The organism is Paenibacillus sp. JJ1722 (assembly GCF_048282685.1).
Lineage (GTDB): Bacteria > Bacillota > Bacilli > Paenibacillales > Paenibacillaceae > Paenibacillus > Paenibacillus polymyxa_B.
Window position 1 is genome coordinate 1,434,816 of the sequence record NZ_CP182500.1, and the last position, 17,417, is coordinate 1,452,232.

Below are 17,417 nucleotides of genomic sequence, written 5' to 3' on the forward strand. Positions count from 1 at the left end.
AGTGAGATTCAATTTTATTCCTCTGTATCGACTGATACGTCATGTACTCCCCGTTGTTATGCTTTTTTCATTGTTGCCCGTCGGTTTTGGAGATTCTCTGTCGGTGGCGAATGCCGCTTCATTACAACCTGTTAATTCGGACGCTTCTACTCAGGCCCGTGAACTATACAATTATTTACTCAACATCTCAGGGAAAAAAATAGTCACCGGTCAGCATGATTATTTGGAAAGTCCAGATGAATTAAGTAACAAGGTCCAAAAAATCAGTCAGGCATATGTTGGTGTACACGGCTATGAGATGGGAGCTATCTCTGGTCAATCTGACGCTACGGAAGCAGCACAACGTAAAAATGTCGTCGATAGTGCTATCCGTTGGGACAGATCCGGTGGAATTGTGACGATGACTTTTCATGAAGCGCTACCAGGTAGGCCACTGACTTGGGCCAATGTACAGGCGAAAGTAAGTCAGGCGGAGTTCAACAAATACGTGACCCCAGGTACTACGCAGTATAACCTCCTCATTGCCGATCTGGATAAGGTCGCTGTATCGTTAAAGCAGCTTCGTGATGCAGGGGTTCCGGTTTTGTGGAGACCTTACCACGAAATGAATGGTGACTGGTTCTGGTGGGGAAACAAAACTAATTTCAATCAGCTATGGAATATCATGTATGACCGTTTTACAAACACACATCAATTGAACAATCTGCTGTGGGTATGGAGTCCGAATGCGCCCAATTCGTATACTGTCCCGTATACCCCAAAATACCCGGGGGATGACAAAGTGGACATTTTGGCAGTAGACATTTACAACAATGATTTTAAGCAAAGTCATTACGAAGGTCTGCTCGGGCTGGCACGGAATAAGCCGATTGCCATTGGGGAGCACGGTGAGATGCCTAGTTCTGAGGTATTGCAGGCTCAACCTAAATGGGTATATTCCATGACTTGGGGCAAGATGCTGACTGAGAATAACACAACAAATCAAATTCAGGATTATATGAATGATTCGAAGAGTTTGACGCGGGATGATGTGAAAAATGGGCTGGCAGCAATCGAACAACCTGGGACAGACGTACCGACCTTACCGGACGAGGGGCAAAGTGAGCCTATCCCGACTCCGACTCCTCCTTCCGTTCCTGATGGGGTATATGTGAACGGGCTGCAGGGCGAATATTTTAACAATATGAATTTGAGCGGAAGTCCTGCTTTGATCCGTACAGATAGCAAGCTGGACTACAACTGGCGTGCCAATGCAGCTGATCCAAAGGTGAATGCCGATCAGTTCTCGGTTCGCTGGACGGGTAAAATCAAACCGCAATATAGCGAGACCTATACGTTCACAACGATATCCGATGACGGTATCCGTGTATGGGTAGACGGCAAGTTGGTTATTGACAGCTGGTTCAAACAAAGCTGGACAGAGCGTAAAGGTAGTATTACTTTGGAAGCAGGCAAAATGGTAGATTTAAAAGTGGAATACTATGATGAAAAAGGCGACGCGATGGCACGTCTAATGTGGGAAAGTCAGCATGAAGCGAAAGCGGTGATTCCCGGAAACGCTTTGTTTCTTCCTTGATTGATACTCTTTCCCGGTCAAAAAATTTGAGGAGAGAGGGTGGATCATATGATAAAAAAATGGTTATCCCATAGGTATACAGTAGTTTTATCTGGACTACTAGCGGTCGTAGCTATAGCGATGATCGCTTGGTTTATATACACGCCTTCAAGAAGCGCAGAATTGCAGACGGATAAAGTAGCGGCTGCCAGTCCAGTATGGAAGCTGGGTCAGAGGGATGACTCTTCAGCGGAATTCAAAGGTGTGGTCGGTAGGGATAATATCGATATTTCTACAGCAGCTGCCTCTACCGAATCATCTGCTAAAGGATCATTGTCAGCATTGTCGGAAGCAGAGAGTACAACAGTTCCGGTATTGCTCAGCAGTGGAGATATTCCTCCCGGTTTGAATGCGTCCACGAACCCTGAACTGACACTCCAGTATAAGCTGAATCAGATTCCTCCCAATGGTATGATATTCCGTGTTCGGATTTTGGATGCGGGCAAAGCAGTCCCGCAATTGGCTGTATTTTCAAATCATCAGCTGTCCGGTATTATTCAGATTGCCGGGGTTTCCGGTACTGGGAGTACTTATAATTTCAAAAACAACTACGAGCTGTATATACCCAAAGAGCAATTGCAAAGCGGTGTTAACGTACTCAAGCTAAAGACAGCGCGCTGCCTATACTGCTCCTCTGCAGAAGATAAAAATGTGTGGTGGACTTGGGATGACTTGAGCTTGGAGACGTTAGCTTCACCTGCGACCGAACCGGTACACGGTAAATATATACTGACCGGAACAAATGTGAACAATAAAGAATTTTATTATGATCAGGGTGCAGTTAAGCATTTACCATACGTTCTCAAGTGGCTGGGCATTGCTTATAGTGGCAACGTCATGAGGGTCACCTGTGCCAGTAATGTGGGCAAGGCCTGTACAGACGTGGATGATTACTATCAAACGTTAAAGCAGTATAATATGCAATCGTCTGCTTTGTATTTATATACAGGTGATATTAAGCTGCAAAAAGATGGTTCTCTACCAGAGACGGCCAAGCAAAAGTTGCGCGATTATGTAAAAAAATACGGTTCTTATCTTCAATATTATGAAGTAGATAACGAACCTGGATTATTTAATCGCTCCAAGGCGGTAAACCTGGCTGTGGCCAAGTGGTTGAATACAGAAGGCAAGCAATTGGCACCGCATCTCAAAACCGTAGCACCGGGCTGGGCCTACTGGCCAACGTACTCTACCAAGGCATGCAAAAATCAAACCAGTGGTACGCAAAAATGCGGTGACCCAGATGGATGGGAACGGGACCCGGCGCAACGTAAACAGCTGGAGGAAGTCACCGACCTGACCAATGGACACGCCTATGGTGAATCGTATAATGAAGAGGGCGGGGGCAGCTTCGTCCAAAATTTGAAAACCTTCGGCGGTTCGAGCAATGGACTGGCGAAAAAGATGCTGAACACAGAGTTCGGTACCAATGATACGCATCGAGACAATCCAGATTACGGGGCTAGTCAGCCACAAGCAGCTGCATTCGACCGGATTATGCGTTCGCAAATTGGGTTTGCCGATATGTTTATCCAGCACGCTGCTTTTTATAAAGATTATACGCTGTTTAAAACAGGCTTCGATCTGCAAAGTCATAACCCGGCCAACACAGAAATTTATCCGTTCGGGCAAGGACAGGACACCCGCGTTAAGATCATGAGACGCTTGAGCTTAGCCTATGCCACCCATGGAAAACCTCTGACTTATACAGTGCTGAATCCAGAGGAAACCAAGGATAAGATGGTGTATGTTCGTGCGGTGGATACGTCCAAGCTTAAACCGCTGGCAGGTAGCGGCGCTACCTCAGACAAATTGCTGGTGAATCTAGTGAATTTCGAAGCTACCACGCAGACAGTTCGTGTACGGGTAACGATGCCGAAAGCCGGTTTGTACACGGGTGAACGTTTTGGAGCGGGTTCTACTTACAGTCAGGCACAACGTTCCATATCAGGACTCAAGGCTTCTCCTGCCCTTGATTTTGAAGAAAAGCTGGGTCCTGGTGAAGCGGTACAATATATTTTGGAATTAAAAAGTACAGATCAAACCGCAGCTTCAGCTCCAACAGGGGTGAAGGCAGCCTCTGTTCAGGATGGGGCAGTAAAGATTAATTGGCTTCAGGCAGAAGGCGTATCTTCCTATGATGTGCTGCGTGCTGACGGGACCGACGGGGCTTATCAGGTGATTGCCTCGCAAGTAGCGGGAAGCACGTATACAGATCGGACGGTAAAAGCCGGAGGTCACTATGTCTACAAAGTTCGGGCGACCGGAGGCACTCAGGTTTCCCAGGCAGCCGAGGTCGCTTAATATTAGATCGGAATGTATATAGGACCTTAGATAACGAATACCTAACATCATTTCGAATTAAAACAAAAAAGAACCTATCAGGAGAAAATAGGACCTGACAGGTTCTTTTTTGTTGGAAAATCGTTCTGATTTGCCAATACTTTACGTATAATGAAGAAAAAAATAAGAAAATCCTTTTATATTCTCGTCATAAGACGACAACATTGCAGGTATGTATTCATATATAATAGTTTTGTTCATGACTATACATACATGGTTTGTGGGAAATCTCTTTCCGGTGACCAAGAATAATAAAGCGAGGTTAGTGCTGAATGAACAAGGAGACAGAATTAGGGGTGAACAACCCTCTTTTTCGAAACAACGTACAGAAAGCAGACAAAGCTGCCATCCACTTGGACATCCGGGACATCTTGCTCCAATGTGGTATCACGATACCAGAATGGCTAGAAAGCGACGCTGATGAAACCACATACCGGAAGGACAAGCGCGTGTAAATTCCAACGGCTGGTCTTACTTGATTGAGACGTAAGGCAGTCGGCCGCGTTCTTTATTCCATCATTCGTTCCATTCGGACAAATGCAATAAAACGTTTGGCTTCTTCCTCAGACAAGGTGCGTCCGTCAATGGTCAGGTTGAAACGTCGCAGAATATCCTCGTCGGACAGTTCAAGCTGGTCCACAAATTCCCTCACATCTGAATCCAATATTGCCGCCGGATGGCTCGTACGTCCCACCAAGTAGTCAATCGTTACCCCAAAAATATCAGCGAGCTTGGTCAGGATCTCAAAATCTGGCTTGCGCCTATTTTTTTCATAGTGAGAAAGAGCTGCCCGCGTAATTCCGAGGGATTGCGCTAGTTCCTCTTGTTTTAATCCCTTATGTTCTCGTAATTCAGCGATGCGGGTGCCATAATTCATCTGTTTTTCCTCCTGAAGGCAAGGTTAAGAAAGGTAAAAAAGCAATTTTACGCTTGACAAGATACGTTTTGTATCATAAATTAGTTATGTAAGTTACATAACGTATCTTTATTTCATAGTTTTCACTTATGTCTTCGTTTATATACCCTAAGAGGCCACCGATGATTGAGCATTTTGTGCTTATTCGCTGGCTGGACCTTCTATGCGCTATTATACAACATTTTACTATAGATTAGAGGGTCATGCATCGTTCTTTTCCCCGTTATGCAGAGGATCAGTACAAGCGTTATTGCATCGAAAACAAGTCAATCAGGGAGGACTGGTCTTGTGCAGTTGAAAGAGTACATCCGTTTGATCCGTAAAAGAATGTGGTTGATTGGTAGCATCGTATTGCTGGTATGTACTGTAGTGGGCATAAAAAATGTATATTTTACCCCGCAGATTTACGAAGCTACCGCAAAGCTCATTATCAACCAGACGCCACGACCGGATCGTGCAGGTGTCGTTGATTACAGTGTAGTTCAAACGAATATAGCCTTAACGAACTCCTATAAGCAAATTATGATCTCCTCGGCGATTATGGATCAGGTGGTCGCCAGCTTCCCCGACCTTAAGGTCACTCCGTCAGCTTTGGCGTCAAAATTAAGAGTGAACACCGCAGGTGATTCACAGGTCATGGATGTAACAATCCGCGATTTATCGTATACGAAGGCTGTGAAAACCGTCAATGCGGTAGCCAAAGTATTCAAACGGCAAATCCCCTCTATCATGAAAATGGACAATGTCACCATCCTAAGCGAAGCCAGTCTGAATGATCCAGCAGTTCCCGTGAACAGTAATCCCGCTATACAGATATTTATTGCTTTTGCCACCTCTTTATTGTTGGGAATAGGCTTGGCGTTTTTGCTGGAGGTACTGGATGATACATTTAAGAATGAAGAGGATATTGAAAAAGAACTCGGTCTGCCTACCCTATCCCTGATTACGAAAATGAAAAAAGAAGATAAACGCTCCGACAGCTCCACTACAACTCCTAAACAGGTAGGTGAAGGGCAATATGCCGCGATTAATCAATAATCAGCTCGTTACATCCCTACATGCTCAGTCTTCCGTTTCGGAGGAGTACCGCATGCTTCGTACTAACATCCAGTTTTCTTCTATAGACGAGCCGATTGAGGTTATGATGGTGGCGTCCGCTCAGGCGGGTGAAGGTAGAACGGTCACGATTAGCAATTTGGCTGTAACCTATGCGCAAGAGGGGAAAAAGGTGCTGATTATGGATATGGATCTGCGTCGTTCCTCTTTGCACCATATGTTTGGTTTGCGTAATCACACGGGGCTGACACGGGTGCTTGCCAATCAACAGGCATGGCAGGATGTGGTTCAGGAAACCGGGATTGACCATCTGCATGCAATTACAGCCGGACCGAACCCGCCCAATCCGTCCGAGATGCTCAGTTCCCGCAGAATGAATGCTCTGCTGGTTGACCTAAAAGAACATTATGACGTGATCTTAATGGATACGCCGCCGTTGCTGTCCTTTCCGGATGGCTTAATTATAAGCGCTATGTGTGACGGAGTCATTCTGGTGGTGCAGGCAGGGAAAGTCAAAAAGGATATCGTCAAGAAAGCAAAAGCGAATTTGGAAAGAGTAAAGGCGCGCATTCTGGGTGTAGTACTTAATAATGTGAAGCGTTCGAATACCCGCGCCGAGCGGGGGATGGAGGAACGCAATCTGACATGAATAAAAAGGAGGAAAATGATAGTATATAAAATTCTTTTAACAATGTATAAATAATACTTATCAATAAGGAGCGAGGTGATGAGACGTGTCTTCTTCCCGCTCGAACGAGGCCGAAGTGCTGGGCGCGTCAGTGGATGTTTATTCGGTTGCTCATGGGCTTGAACGGCGGCAAGGATGGAACGTATACCCGTTCGTGAAGCGAAGCATGGATATTATATTGTCTTTCATTGGAATCATCGTGCTATGCCCAGTATTTCTGCTTGTCATTTTGCTGATTAAGCTGGAGGACCCAAAAGGCAGTGCAATATTTTATCAAGTACGTATTGGAAAAAACGAGCGGCCGTTTCGCATGATCAAATTTCGTTCTATGGTGTCTGATGCCGAAGCCAGATTGTCTGCACTGCTGGTGGAAAATGAAATTGAGGGTGCGATGTTCAAAATGCGGGACGATCCCCGAATTACCCGTGTGGGTCGCTTTCTTCGCAGAACGAGCATCGACGAGCTGCCACAACTGTTCAATGTACTACGTGGGCAGATGAGTCTGGTAGGACCCAGACCCCCATTGCCAAGAGAAGTCCATGATTACACAGTGAGGGATAAGCTGCGTCTGACGGTTACACCGGGCTGCACTGGTCTATGGCAGATCAGCGGTCGTAATCATCTAAGCTTTAACCAGATGGTAGAACTGGATTTGGAGTACATATCCAGACGCAGTTTCCGCACAGATATGATCATTATGCTGAAAACATTTCGTGTGCTGCTAGGCTCCAAGGATGCGTATTAAAGTCTTTCATTTTCACGAAGAAGGTAGGGGATAAGTATGGATCTTCATTCCAACATATATGTAGCAGGGCATAACGGACTGGTGGGTTCCGCTATTGTCCGAGCGCTTCAGGATGCGGGTTACCGTCATATTATTACTCGCACAAGCCGTGAGCTGGATCTACGCAATAAAGAGGCAGTAGATCATTTTTTTGAAACAGAGCCTGTGGATTATGTATTTCTGGCAGCGGCCAAGGTTGGTGGGATTTTGGCGAATAACGAATATCCGGCTGATTTTATCCGTGACAATCTGCTTATACAAACGAATGTGATTGATGCGGCATACCGGGCGAATGTAGGCAAGCTGTTATTCCTCGGCTCTACTTGTATCTATCCTAAATTTGCTCCGCAGCCGTTGCGGGAAGAATATCTGCTTACAGGTGAACTGGAGCCTACTAATGAGGCCTATGCAATTGCTAAAATTGCCGGGATTAAAATGTGTCAGTCTTACAACCGTCAGTATGGAACCCGGTTTATTTCTGTGATGCCGACGAATTTATACGGTCCGGGCGACAACTTTGATCTCCAGACCTCTCATGTGCTGCCTGCGCTCATCCGCAAGTTTCATGAAGCCAAGCTGAATCAATCTCCGACTGTCGAAGTATGGGGCTCAGGTACGCCGCGGCGAGAATTTCTTCATTCTGATGATTTGGCTGAAGCCTGTCTGTTCCTGATGAACAATTATGAGGGAAATGAAATTGTAAATATCGGCGTAGGTGAGGATATCTCTATTCGTGAGCTGGCTGAACGAGTGAAGAATGTAGTCGACTATGAGGGAGAAATTACCTTTAACACCTCCGCTCCTGATGGAACGCCGCGTAAGTTGGTAGATGTATCCCGAATTTCCGAGCTGGGTTGGTCGGCGCGTATTTCACTAGAAGAGGGATTAAAGTCTGTGTATCAGGCATTTCAAGGTCTGGATCTGGTTGAACAATAAAAAAACGGTGGGGGAATGGGAATGAAAAAAGCGCTGATCACAGGGATTACCGGACAAGACGGGTCCTATCTGGCTGAGTTGCTGCTGTCCAAGGATTATGAGGTGTACGGGGTGCGCAGACGAACCAGCACACCGAACTTTGAAAATGTAGCGCATATCCAGAATGACATCCACTGGCTTTCCGGTGATATGACCGATCTGGCTTCATTGATCGAAGCCGTCCGTCAGTCCGACCCGGATGAGGTCTACAACTTGGCTGCTCAATCCTTCGTAGCGGCCTCATGGCCGCAGCCGTTGGCTACAGGTCAGATTACAGCGCTGTCTGTCACCAATATGCTGGAGGCGGTTCGAATTGCCAAACCGGAAGCGCGCTTTTATCAGGCGTCAAGCAGCGAGATGTTCGGTAAGGTGCTGGAGACACCGCAGACAGAAACGACTCCGTTTTACCCACGTAGTCCCTACGGTGTCGCCAAAGTGTACGGCCATTGGATTACAGTGAACTATCGCGAAAGCTTTAATATGTTTGCTTGCTCTGGCATTCTGTTCAATCACGAATCCCCACGCCGAGGACTGGAATTTGTAACGCGTAAGGTGTCGGATGCGGTAGCTCGTATCAAGCTGGGGTTGCAGCAGGAGCTGCGCATGGGAAATTTGGATTCACTGCGAGACTGGGGTTTTGCAGGGGATTATGTAAAGGCGATGTGGCTGATGCTTCAGCAGGATCAACCGGATGATTACGTCATTTCCACGGGAGAAATGCATTCTGTGCGTGAACTGCTGCAAATTGCCTTTTCCCATGTAGGCCTAAATTACGAGGATTACGTCGTGATCGATCCTCAGTTTGTCCGTCCGGCAGAGGTAGATCTATTGCTCGGCGATTGTGCCAAGGCGAAAGAAAAGCTGGGCTGGCGATTGGAAGTAGGCTTCGAGCAGCTCATTCATATGATGGTGGATACAGACTTGGAGCGGGTAAAAAGGCAGGCTGCAGTTGAAGCTTCTGTCGTCGTGTAAGAGATGGAGAGGCCATCCGCCTGGGCGGGGGTCTCTTCGCTGTACGCAAGGTCATTTTTCAAGATGGAGTAAAACCTATGACATTAGTCGAAAAACGCGCCAAACCGCGCAGAAGTTTGCTGGTGAATACATCATGGCTGTTCGGTGACAAAATGATTCGCATGGTGTTCGGCCTGGCAGTCAGCATCATCATGGCGAGAGTGTTGGGACCAGAGGAACTGGGAAAGTGGAATTATGCGGAATCCTTTTTCGGGATGTTTCTGATTTTCACGACCCTTGGCTTTGATTCTATATTAGTACGCGATCTTGTCAAAGACCCCAAGGATGAGCATGAGCTATTGGGTACGGCGGTTCTGCTGAAATTGGTAGGTACTCTGATAGCCATTGTACTGTCCTATTCTTTCATTTCACTGCTCAGACCGGAAGACAGTTCGGTGCGGTTGATCAATCTGATCTTGGCTACGGCCTCGGTATTTCAATTGTTTGATATCATCGACTACTGGTTTCGTGCGCAGATGCTGTCCAAATACACGGTCGTTGCCAAGAATACCGCCTTTGTTCTCGGCTCCACCATTAAAATCATTCTGTTGTTGTCCGGTGTTCCGATATGGGTGGTGGCGTTGTGTGCTCATGGAGAGTTTCTGTTGGGGAGCCTGCTGCTGCTGTATTTCTTCCGTAAGGAAGGACGACGTGTGAAGCGATGGACGTTCCGCTTAGCCACAGCTCGGCGAATTATGAATCACAGCTGGCCGCTTATACTGTCATCTTCCGCTGTATATGTACAGGCACGGATCGATCAAGTCATTATCGGTGAACTGCTGGGGAACGCTGCGGTTGGGCAATACTCCGTTGCACTCCGACTCATCGAAGTGCTGGGCTTCATTCCGGTTGTTCTGACAACGGCCTATGCTCCAGTAGTAACCCGCTCCAAGCAGAAAGGAAGCGACGAATACAGACAGACATTGTCTACGGTGTATCGCCTGATGTTTATATGCTTTCTTGTGACCTCGGTACCTTTATTTTTTCTATCCCAATGGGTAGTGGTTGTGCTGTATGGGAAAGAATTTACCGAAGCAGGTTCGCTGTTGTCTCTGTTTGCGATTCGTCTGTTTTTCACTAACTTCAGTGTTGCTAAAAGCTTGTTTATTACCAATGAAAATTTGTTCAGATACACGCTGCTGACCTCGGTGGTGGGGGCGGTCACGAATATCGCTTTCAATTACGCGCTAATCCCGTTGCTTGGTGTCCGAGGGTCGTTAGTGGCGACGATCTTGTCCTTTACGATATCTGTATTTCTATTAGATTTGCTATTTAAGGAAGTTAAATCTAATTTGGGTTGGATGATGAAGTCCATCCTGACCTTCTGGCGTGTTCATATTACAGTACCGAAAGTTGGAGAGAACAATCATGATACCCATTAAACCGTTTGTTCGGCATGAGGAACAGTGCCCGCATTGTGGAAGTAAGGTACGTGGTGGAGAGGTGCTGTGGCAGGGAATCCATGTATGTGTCAGCACTGCGTGTGAGGGGTGCGGACGCGAATATCTCGAGGACATGAGGGTCGGTCATGCCACGTATTCACCTTATCGTGTAGAAATGCCTGACTATATTCTGACCGGTGATGCGAAGTCGAGAAAATGGCTCGGAGAGCCTTTGCGGCAATCGTTGATGAATCCTTCCTATGACTTAGCAGTCGGCATGACTGTGCATAAAATGAAAGCTTCTACACGTGTGATTATCATCAACACAATGGATTATTTGTATGGCCATGCTTTGCTCAAGCTGCTCAATGTGCAACGCGAATACGAGCAATCGCCGGACCTGGGCATCATCGTCATTGTGCAAAAGTCGCTGGAATGGATGGTGCCAGCATATGTGTCTGAAATTTGGACGGTTGATGTGCCGTTCAGCAGGGCACGAAACTTTTATCCTGTGCTACATCATCGGATGATTGAGGAACTGATGCGCTTTGATGAGGTGTATGTCAGCCCGGCATATTCACATCCCAATCAGTTTGATATTGAGCAGTTTACAGGTGTCTCCCGCTATGACGAGAGGCGTGAGTCGGAGCCGCGCATTACCTTCGTATGGAGGGAAGATCGCTTGTGGAGCGGCAGCCATCATATCGCAAGAGCGGTACAGAAATTTCCGCAGCTCAAGCGTGGGCTAAAACCGCTAATTTATCATCAGCGCAGTAAAATCATACGACTGTTCCGCAGGCTGAGAGAAAGCTTCCCAGATCATCGTTTTACAGTCGCTGGACTTGGGCGTACCGGGAGCTTCCCGGCATGGATTTCTGATGAGCGTGTCACACGCTTTGACCGGGAAAGTGAGCTGCGGGTCTGCGAGGTATACGCAGCCAGCCGATTAGTGATCGGCATCCACGGCTCTAATATGCTGCTGCCCTCTGCGCATGCTGGCATGACTATTGATTTGATGCCCAAGGACCGATGGGGGAATTACGCTCAGGATATTTTATTTCACGAAACCGATCATCGGCTTACGGCCTACAAATACCGCTTTGTGCCGATGGAATCGAGTGTGACTTTAGTGGCGGATATGGCAGCTGCCCAGCTCAAAGGGGCAGACCATTTTAATATGCAGATGATGGAGGAAAGGCAGCGTGAACATTCAAGTTGGAGGGGAAAGGCCGCTTCGGGGCGGGTTTGATCCTGGAGCAACTATTGTGGATGGAAGGCCGCTTCGGGACGGATTTGATCTTCCGATCGCTGTTGATGTGGGATTCCTTTGTTTGAATAAAGCCCTACAGAGGGCGGAATCCCACGTCAAAGGCGAACGCTGACGCTTCTCCAGATTCAAATCCTTACCCTCCGCTACCCACCGCCGCCAAAAAGAATTTCCCCCAGCCCATAAGGTGGAGAAGGTAAGAGCCGCCTGGCGATAGCTTCGCCTTATCGCCGCGAACGCCGGGCATGCATGCCCGTATAGGGCACACTCAGCACAGTTCTCTGTCAAAGTGACAGCGTTCAGTGGATATCAATCTTTTAGCAGGCAACAATCAAGCCTAGCTAAGGTCTCGTGGTCAGCCCTGCGGTAGTAGCTCTATGCTGTTCAATCGTTTATCGCTATGTGACCGGTATACAAGTTAGCGTAGTCAACGGCTGCATGCATTCGCTCGCGTATATCCGCGCAGCGAAGGCACTTCATGCCCAGCATTCCCTTTTTTAAATGGGGTGACTTTATGGAAACGGCGGTCAGCAGCGGAGCGGTCCATTTGAATCTGAAGAAGCGCTAGCGTTCGCCTTTGCAGTGGGATTCTTACCTCGGAATGTTTTATATATCCAGGAATCCCACTGCAACAGCGATCGGAAGATCAAATGGAACGCGCAGCGTTCTCTGAACCCTCCGTGCTCCATAACTCACCCAATATGAAATGGCAGGAGCCCTGATGATGATTCAAAAAATATTGTATCTCCGCAATTTTGCTAGCAAGGTGAACGGGGACTCATACAATTTACAGGAAGTCGGTTTGGGCAAAGCACTCGTTCGAAAAGGCTATGATTGCGATATTGTTTACTACAACGATCGTAAAGAAACCCATCTGGAACAGGTCTACCGTCACGAAGGATGCACCTTGCGTATTATCTGGCTCCACGGGTTTAAGTTCTTAAGCAACAGCATCTACAGAGATGTTCTCAAAGATTCTTTTCTGGATGCTTATGGTCTGGTCATTACTACAGAATACAACCAGATCATGACCTATCTGCTTTCTCGCAAATGTCCTGATAAGCTGGCGTTGTATCACGGCCCATACCGAGATAACACGCACGCGCTGATCCGCAAACTGTACGATATTATGCTGCTGCCGAAGGTAGCAAAATCTCTACGCCGTACCTATGTCAAATCCGATCTTGCCAAGTGCTATTTGGAGAATAAAGGTTTTGACAACGTGGTTACGATTGGAGTCGGACTGGATCGCAGTAAAGTAGAGAGAGCATTCAACAGTGAAACCAGTAACAACAGTGAAGACATAAGCGGAGAACGTGAGGAAAACCGTGAGGTCGCGAATGAGCTGCGTCGAATCGGAGATCGTCCGGTGCTACTGTATGTTGGTGTACTGGAGGAACGGAGAAATATACGTTTTATGCTGAGTACGTTCAAAAGGGTACTCCAAAAGCATCCTAGCTGCCTTTTGTTAATGGTCGGGAATGGACGGAAGACGGACACAGACCGCTATTGGACATATGCTCATGAGCTGGGAATAACGGACAGTATTATACATTTTTCAAGAGTGGAGCAACGTCATCTGTGGCAGGTTTATGGAGCGGCGGATGTGATGCTGTTTCCGACCCAATACGATATTTTTGGTATGGTGCTGCTGGAAAGCATGCTGTTTCGCGTCCCGATTATCTCTTCGGTAAACGGGGGCTCGGTTACCTTGATTGAGGACGGAGTGAGCGGAGTGATGCTGAGAAGCTTTTCAGAAGAGGAATGGTCTGGTCGGATAGGCGCTTTGCTGGATAATGCTGAGCTGAGACGAAGTATGGCGGAGAAGGCCTTCCTTACGGTCGAGCGTATGTCGTGGGATCGCATTGCGGATGAAATAGTAAGCCATCAAGGGATCAAGCCCGGGAATTCTAACCACGTTATGCAATCAACGCAGGAAAGAGGGGCAGCCACGTGAGCCAACAGGTCAGCAGACAGATGAACCCTCCTGTAAGCAAGGTGCTGATCATCCATAACTTTTATCAGCAAAGCGGGGGAGAAGACAAGGTTGTCGAGCAAGAATCGGCTATGCTGCGTTCCAGAGGAATAGAGACAGAGCATTACTATGTGCACAACGACAGCATTCAAAGCAGAGGGCTAGCGAACATGGCAAAGCTGGCAGTAGAGGCGGCATGGTCCCTGCCGGAATTCAAAAGAATTAAGAAGCTGCTTTTACAGGTGAAGCCGGATGTGGTGCATGTGCATAATTTTTTCCCAGTTATATCTCCTTCGGTCTATCATGCTTGTGAACGGCTGGGGATTCCGGTTGTCCAGACACTGCATAATTACAGGCTGATTTGTCCGGCGGCAACCTTTATGCGAGGGAATAAGGTTTGTGAAAAATGCCTTCACGGCACGCTGCTGCACTCCATCCGTCATGGATGCTATCGAGGTTCACAGCTTCAGACGATTCCGGTGGCGGCGATGATTAAGTTCAACGATCTGATCGGCACATGGCAGCACAAGGTAAGTCGCTATATTGCGCTGACGGAGTTTGCACGGGACAAATTTGCCGAAAGCGGTATTCCGCTGGATCGTATCGCGGTAAAGCCGAATTTTATCCATCATAAAAAAGTGAAAACCCAGTATGACCCGAATGATCGTTATTTGTTGTTCGTGGGGCGGATTTCTGCTGAAAAAGGGGTTCGCAATCTGCTGCAAGCCTGGTCACAGTTGGAAGATCGGGGGGGATTTAGACTGGTCATCATTGGGGATGGTCCGGAAAAGGCTGAATTGGCCGCTGCTTATCCGCAGGAAGATGTTCGGTTTCTCGGTAAGCAGGATGGAGACACGGTACTGGATTGCATGAGCCGGGCCATGTATGTCATGGTGCCTTCCATTTGGTATGAAGGATTTCCCATGACCATTGTAGAGTCTTTTTCTGTTGGAACTCCGGTATTATGCAGCCGGCTCGGTGCACTGGAGGAAGTCGTGGAGGACGGGGTGACGGGTTTCCATTTTCAACATGATGATTTGGAAAATATAAAGACTGTGATTCGCTGTGCAGTAGCCTATGAAAACTATGCAGCTATGAGACAGAAGGTGTCGGAAAATTATGCTGCACGCTATACGGAAGAAGTGAATGTAAAGCAGCTGATGGCGATATATAGCGAGGCGATGGAGGAGCGTGATTATGAAACAGCTGCCCCAATATAGAGTCGGAAGGATTGCGGATGCAGATATTGCAGCACTTACGTTTCAGGAGACGGTACACATGCTGGAACAATGGGCAGTCGAACGAAAGGACGGCTATGTATGTATTTGCAACACGCATTCCATTGTCACAGCCGGGAATCATTCCGAGTTCCACAAAGCGCTCACTCAAGCCGATTTGTGTACTCCGGACGGTATGCCGTTGGTATGGGCGCTTAAGCTGTACGGATTTGAGCGTCAGGATCGGGTAGATGGTCCCAGTCTGATGCTCAAGTTGTGCGAACGTGCGCCACAGACGAAGGTGAGTATATATTTTTACGGCAGTACGCCGGATACGCTGGATAGCTTAAAAGAAAGAGTAGAACAGGATTACCCTGGAATCCGCATCTCGGGCAGCTTTTCACCACCATTTCGTGAGCTTCACCCAGATGAGGAGGAGCGGATCATTGATGAAATCAATGCGTCCGGCGCGCATATCATATTCGTCAGCTTAGGCTGCCCGAAGCAGGAAATATGGATGCATCGAAACAAAGACCGCATTCATGGCGTGATGATTGGAGTAGGGGCGGCCTTTGACTATATCACTGGAAAGGTTCGTAGACCGCCACTAGCGATACAAAAGCTGGGGCTGGAGTGGCTGTACCGTCTGATCTGTGAACCGAAGCGATTATGGAAGAGGTATGCCTATAACAATCCGATGTATGTATATCGTTTTCTAAAATCTTATCGGCAAAACAAACGGCTTACGCTTTATCATAATCGGCCTGCAGGAAGAGATATAGAGAAGTGAAGTCGGTAAAAGCAGGATGCAATGAGACAGCATGTAAAAGGGGGAGTTGCTTTGAAGTTATGTGTAATTGGTGCAGGGTATGTCGGGCTGGTGTCGGGGGTCTGTTTTGCCGCACTCGGGAATACCGTCGTCTGTGTAGATCAGAATGAGGACAAAATTCATCAGCTGCGTGCAGGTGGGGTGCCGATTTATGAACCGGGATTAAAGGCTCTAATTAAAGATAATGTAGAACAAGGTCGACTAAGCTTTACAACAGATACGGCAGCTTCGGTGGAGGCAGCTGAAATTGTTATTTTGGCGGTCGGCACGCCTTCGCTGCCAGGCGGAGAAGCGAACCTGTCCTATATTGAAGAAGCCGCCTGCGAGGTGGCAGACGCCATGAATGGCTACAAAATAATTGTCACCAAAAGCACGGTGCCTGTCGGAACGAACGAACGTATTCAAAATTGGATTGCGAGCCGCACAAATAATCCGTTTGGTGTGGCTTCGGTTCCCGAATTTTTACGTGAAGGTTCAGCAGTCATAGACACCCTACAGCCAGATCGAATCATCATCGGAGCTTCCGATCCGCATGTGTCCACTGTGCTGACTACACTGCACGAACCGTTGACGACAAATATCGTAACCACGGATATCCGTTCGGCGGAGATGATCAAGTACGCGTCGAATGCTTTTTTGGCGACCAAAATTTCGTTTATTAATGAGATTGCAAATATTTGTGAAAAGGTGGGCGCAGACGTTACACGCGTGTCACACGGTATGGGGCTGGATCAGCGGATCGGTTCCTCCTTTTTGTCTGCTGGTATCGGCTATGGGGGTTCCTGTTTTCCCAAGGATACACAAGCTCTGATCCAAATTGCTGGCAACGTGGACTATGAATTCAAGCTGCTGAAATCTGTGGTGGAAGTGAATCAGGGGCAACGTTTTAACGTGATTCGTAAGCTAAAAGAGGCGCTGGGTGATCTGGAAGGAGCCACGATTGGCATATGGGGGCTGGCCTTTAAACCGAATACAGATGATGTAAGAGATGCCCCGGCGCTGGATATTATGCAGTCGCTGCTGGAGGCAGGGGCGCAAATTCGTGCATATGACCCGATCGCTACCGCTAACTTCCGCAGACTGCTGGACAGCTCGGAAGTAACGTGGGCAGAAAGCGCACGGGAAGCAGCAGAGGGATGCGACGCACTGTGTCTATTGACGGAATGGGAGGAGTTTGGTGAAATCGGGCTGGGTGAGCTGAATGAGCTTATGAAATATCCTATTATGATTGACGGACGCAATGTGTACAGCGAGGAGCAAATCAGACAATCCCCCTTTGCATACTATTCTGTCGGTAGGCCACAGATGAACAATCTGGATGTAGATCGTTATCAGTCTGTAGTAAATCCGTAAAGGGGA

Annotated in this window: 15 protein-coding genes; 14 read left to right on the top strand and 1 reads right to left on the bottom strand. The window is 47.6% G+C overall.

What is annotated here, in order from left to right; genetic code table 11:
- Nucleotide 1 precedes the first annotated feature (1 nt).
- The 3 genes from ACM1ND_RS06305 (at nt 2) to ACM1ND_RS06315 (ending at nt 4,413) form a co-directional block, all read left to right on the top strand.
- Nucleotides 2-1,576: a glycosyl hydrolase gene (locus ACM1ND_RS06305; protein ID WP_418027311.1), complete on the top strand. Its 1,575-nt coding sequence runs from the start codon at nt 2-4 to the stop codon at nt 1,574-1,576.
- 48 nt (nt 1,577-1,624) lie between these two features.
- A complete protein-coding gene (locus tag ACM1ND_RS06310; protein WP_418027313.1) occupies nt 1,625-3,919 on the top strand; it encodes a hypothetical protein in 2,295 nt (764 codons plus the stop codon).
- Nucleotides 3,920-4,230: 311 nt separating this feature from the next.
- Nucleotides 4,231-4,413 (top strand): hypothetical protein, encoded by a 183-nt coding sequence (locus ACM1ND_RS06315; RefSeq protein WP_071559043.1) that lies wholly within the window; start codon nt 4,231-4,233, stop codon nt 4,411-4,413.
- 53 nt (nt 4,414-4,466) lie between these two features.
- On the opposite strand, the gene ACM1ND_RS06320 is transcribed toward ACM1ND_RS06315, so the two are convergent.
- Entirely contained in the window at nt 4,467-4,835 is a 369-nt protein-coding gene (locus tag ACM1ND_RS06320; RefSeq protein WP_023987431.1) for a helix-turn-helix domain-containing protein, read from the bottom strand.
- 327 nt (nt 4,836-5,162) lie between these two features.
- On the opposite strand from ACM1ND_RS06320, the gene ACM1ND_RS06325 reads away from it, so the two are divergent.
- The 11 genes from ACM1ND_RS06325 to ACM1ND_RS06375 all read left to right on the top strand — a co-directional run bounded on the left by ACM1ND_RS06325 (nt 5,163) and on the right by ACM1ND_RS06375 (nt 17,411).
- Entirely contained in the window at nt 5,163-5,912 is a 750-nt protein-coding gene (locus ACM1ND_RS06325) for a YveK family protein (protein ID WP_023987432.1), read from the top strand.
- A complete protein-coding gene (locus tag ACM1ND_RS06330) occupies nt 5,893-6,579 on the top strand; it encodes a CpsD/CapB family tyrosine-protein kinase (protein ID WP_023987433.1) in 687 nt (228 codons plus the stop codon). The genes ACM1ND_RS06325 and ACM1ND_RS06330 overlap by 20 nt, the downstream gene beginning before the upstream one ends.
- 85 nt (nt 6,580-6,664) lie before the next feature.
- Nucleotides 6,665-7,363, top strand: coding sequence for a sugar transferase (locus ACM1ND_RS06335; protein ID WP_023987434.1), 699 nt, complete (start codon nt 6,665-6,667; stop codon nt 7,361-7,363).
- A gap of 36 nt (nt 7,364-7,399) precedes the next feature.
- Nucleotides 7,400-8,338, top strand: coding sequence for a GDP-L-fucose synthase (fcl, locus tag ACM1ND_RS06340; RefSeq protein ID WP_023987435.1), 939 nt, complete (start codon nt 7,400-7,402; stop codon nt 8,336-8,338).
- A 21-nt stretch (nt 8,339-8,359) separates the two neighbouring features.
- Nucleotides 8,360-9,349, top strand: a complete 990-nt coding sequence (gene gmd / locus ACM1ND_RS06345) for a GDP-mannose 4,6-dehydratase (protein ID WP_023987436.1) — start codon at nt 8,360-8,362, stop codon at nt 9,347-9,349.
- A gap of 77 nt (nt 9,350-9,426) precedes the next feature.
- Nucleotides 9,427-10,770: a flippase gene (locus ACM1ND_RS06350; protein WP_023987437.1), complete on the top strand. Its 1,344-nt coding sequence runs from the start codon at nt 9,427-9,429 to the stop codon at nt 10,768-10,770.
- Nucleotides 10,757-12,019, top strand: coding sequence for a hypothetical protein (locus tag ACM1ND_RS06355; RefSeq protein ID WP_340858924.1), 1,263 nt, complete (start codon nt 10,757-10,759; stop codon nt 12,017-12,019). The genes ACM1ND_RS06350 and ACM1ND_RS06355 overlap by 14 nt, the downstream gene beginning before the upstream one ends.
- Before the next feature lie 742 nt (nt 12,020-12,761).
- Complete coding sequence (locus ACM1ND_RS06360) at nt 12,762-13,994, top strand: glycosyltransferase family 4 protein (protein ID WP_053324856.1); 1,233 nt, start codon at nt 12,762-12,764, stop codon at nt 13,992-13,994.
- Nucleotides 13,991-15,232, top strand: coding sequence for a glycosyltransferase family 4 protein (locus ACM1ND_RS06365; protein WP_075153891.1), 1,242 nt, complete (start codon nt 13,991-13,993; stop codon nt 15,230-15,232). Before ACM1ND_RS06360 ends, ACM1ND_RS06365 begins: the two co-directional genes overlap by 4 nt.
- Nucleotides 15,210-16,019: a WecB/TagA/CpsF family glycosyltransferase gene (locus tag ACM1ND_RS06370; RefSeq protein WP_081326339.1), complete on the top strand. Its 810-nt coding sequence runs from the start codon at nt 15,210-15,212 to the stop codon at nt 16,017-16,019. Before ACM1ND_RS06365 ends, ACM1ND_RS06370 begins: the two co-directional genes overlap by 23 nt.
- A gap of 51 nt (nt 16,020-16,070) precedes the next feature.
- Nucleotides 16,071-17,411, top strand: coding sequence for a UDP-glucose dehydrogenase family protein (locus tag ACM1ND_RS06375; protein WP_418027317.1), 1,341 nt, complete (start codon nt 16,071-16,073; stop codon nt 17,409-17,411).
- The last annotated feature ends 6 nt before the right edge of the window (nt 17,412-17,417 follow it).

Coding starts and splice junctions, on each gene's coding strand:
- ACM1ND_RS06310 (WP_418027313.1), top strand. CDS start 1,625: ATGATAAAAAAATGGTTATCCCATAGGTATACAGTAGTTTTATCTGGA.
- ACM1ND_RS06315 (WP_071559043.1), top strand. CDS start 4,231: ATGAACAAGGAGACAGAATTAGGGGTGAACAACCCTCTTTTTCGAAAC.
- ACM1ND_RS06320 (WP_023987431.1), bottom strand. CDS start 4,835: ATGAATTATGGCACCCGCATCGCTGAATTACGAGAACATAAGGGATTA.
- ACM1ND_RS06330 (WP_023987433.1), top strand. CDS start 5,893: ATGCCGCGATTAATCAATAATCAGCTCGTTACATCCCTACATGCTCAG.
- fcl (WP_023987435.1), top strand. CDS start 7,400: ATGGATCTTCATTCCAACATATATGTAGCAGGGCATAACGGACTGGTG.
- gmd (WP_023987436.1), top strand. CDS start 8,360: ATGAAAAAAGCGCTGATCACAGGGATTACCGGACAAGACGGGTCCTAT.
- ACM1ND_RS06350 (WP_023987437.1), top strand. CDS start 9,427: ATGACATTAGTCGAAAAACGCGCCAAACCGCGCAGAAGTTTGCTGGTG.
- ACM1ND_RS06355 (WP_340858924.1), top strand. CDS start 10,757: ATGATACCCATTAAACCGTTTGTTCGGCATGAGGAACAGTGCCCGCAT.
- ACM1ND_RS06360 (WP_053324856.1), top strand. CDS start 12,762: ATGATTCAAAAAATATTGTATCTCCGCAATTTTGCTAGCAAGGTGAAC.
- ACM1ND_RS06370 (WP_081326339.1), top strand. CDS start 15,210: ATGAAACAGCTGCCCCAATATAGAGTCGGAAGGATTGCGGATGCAGAT.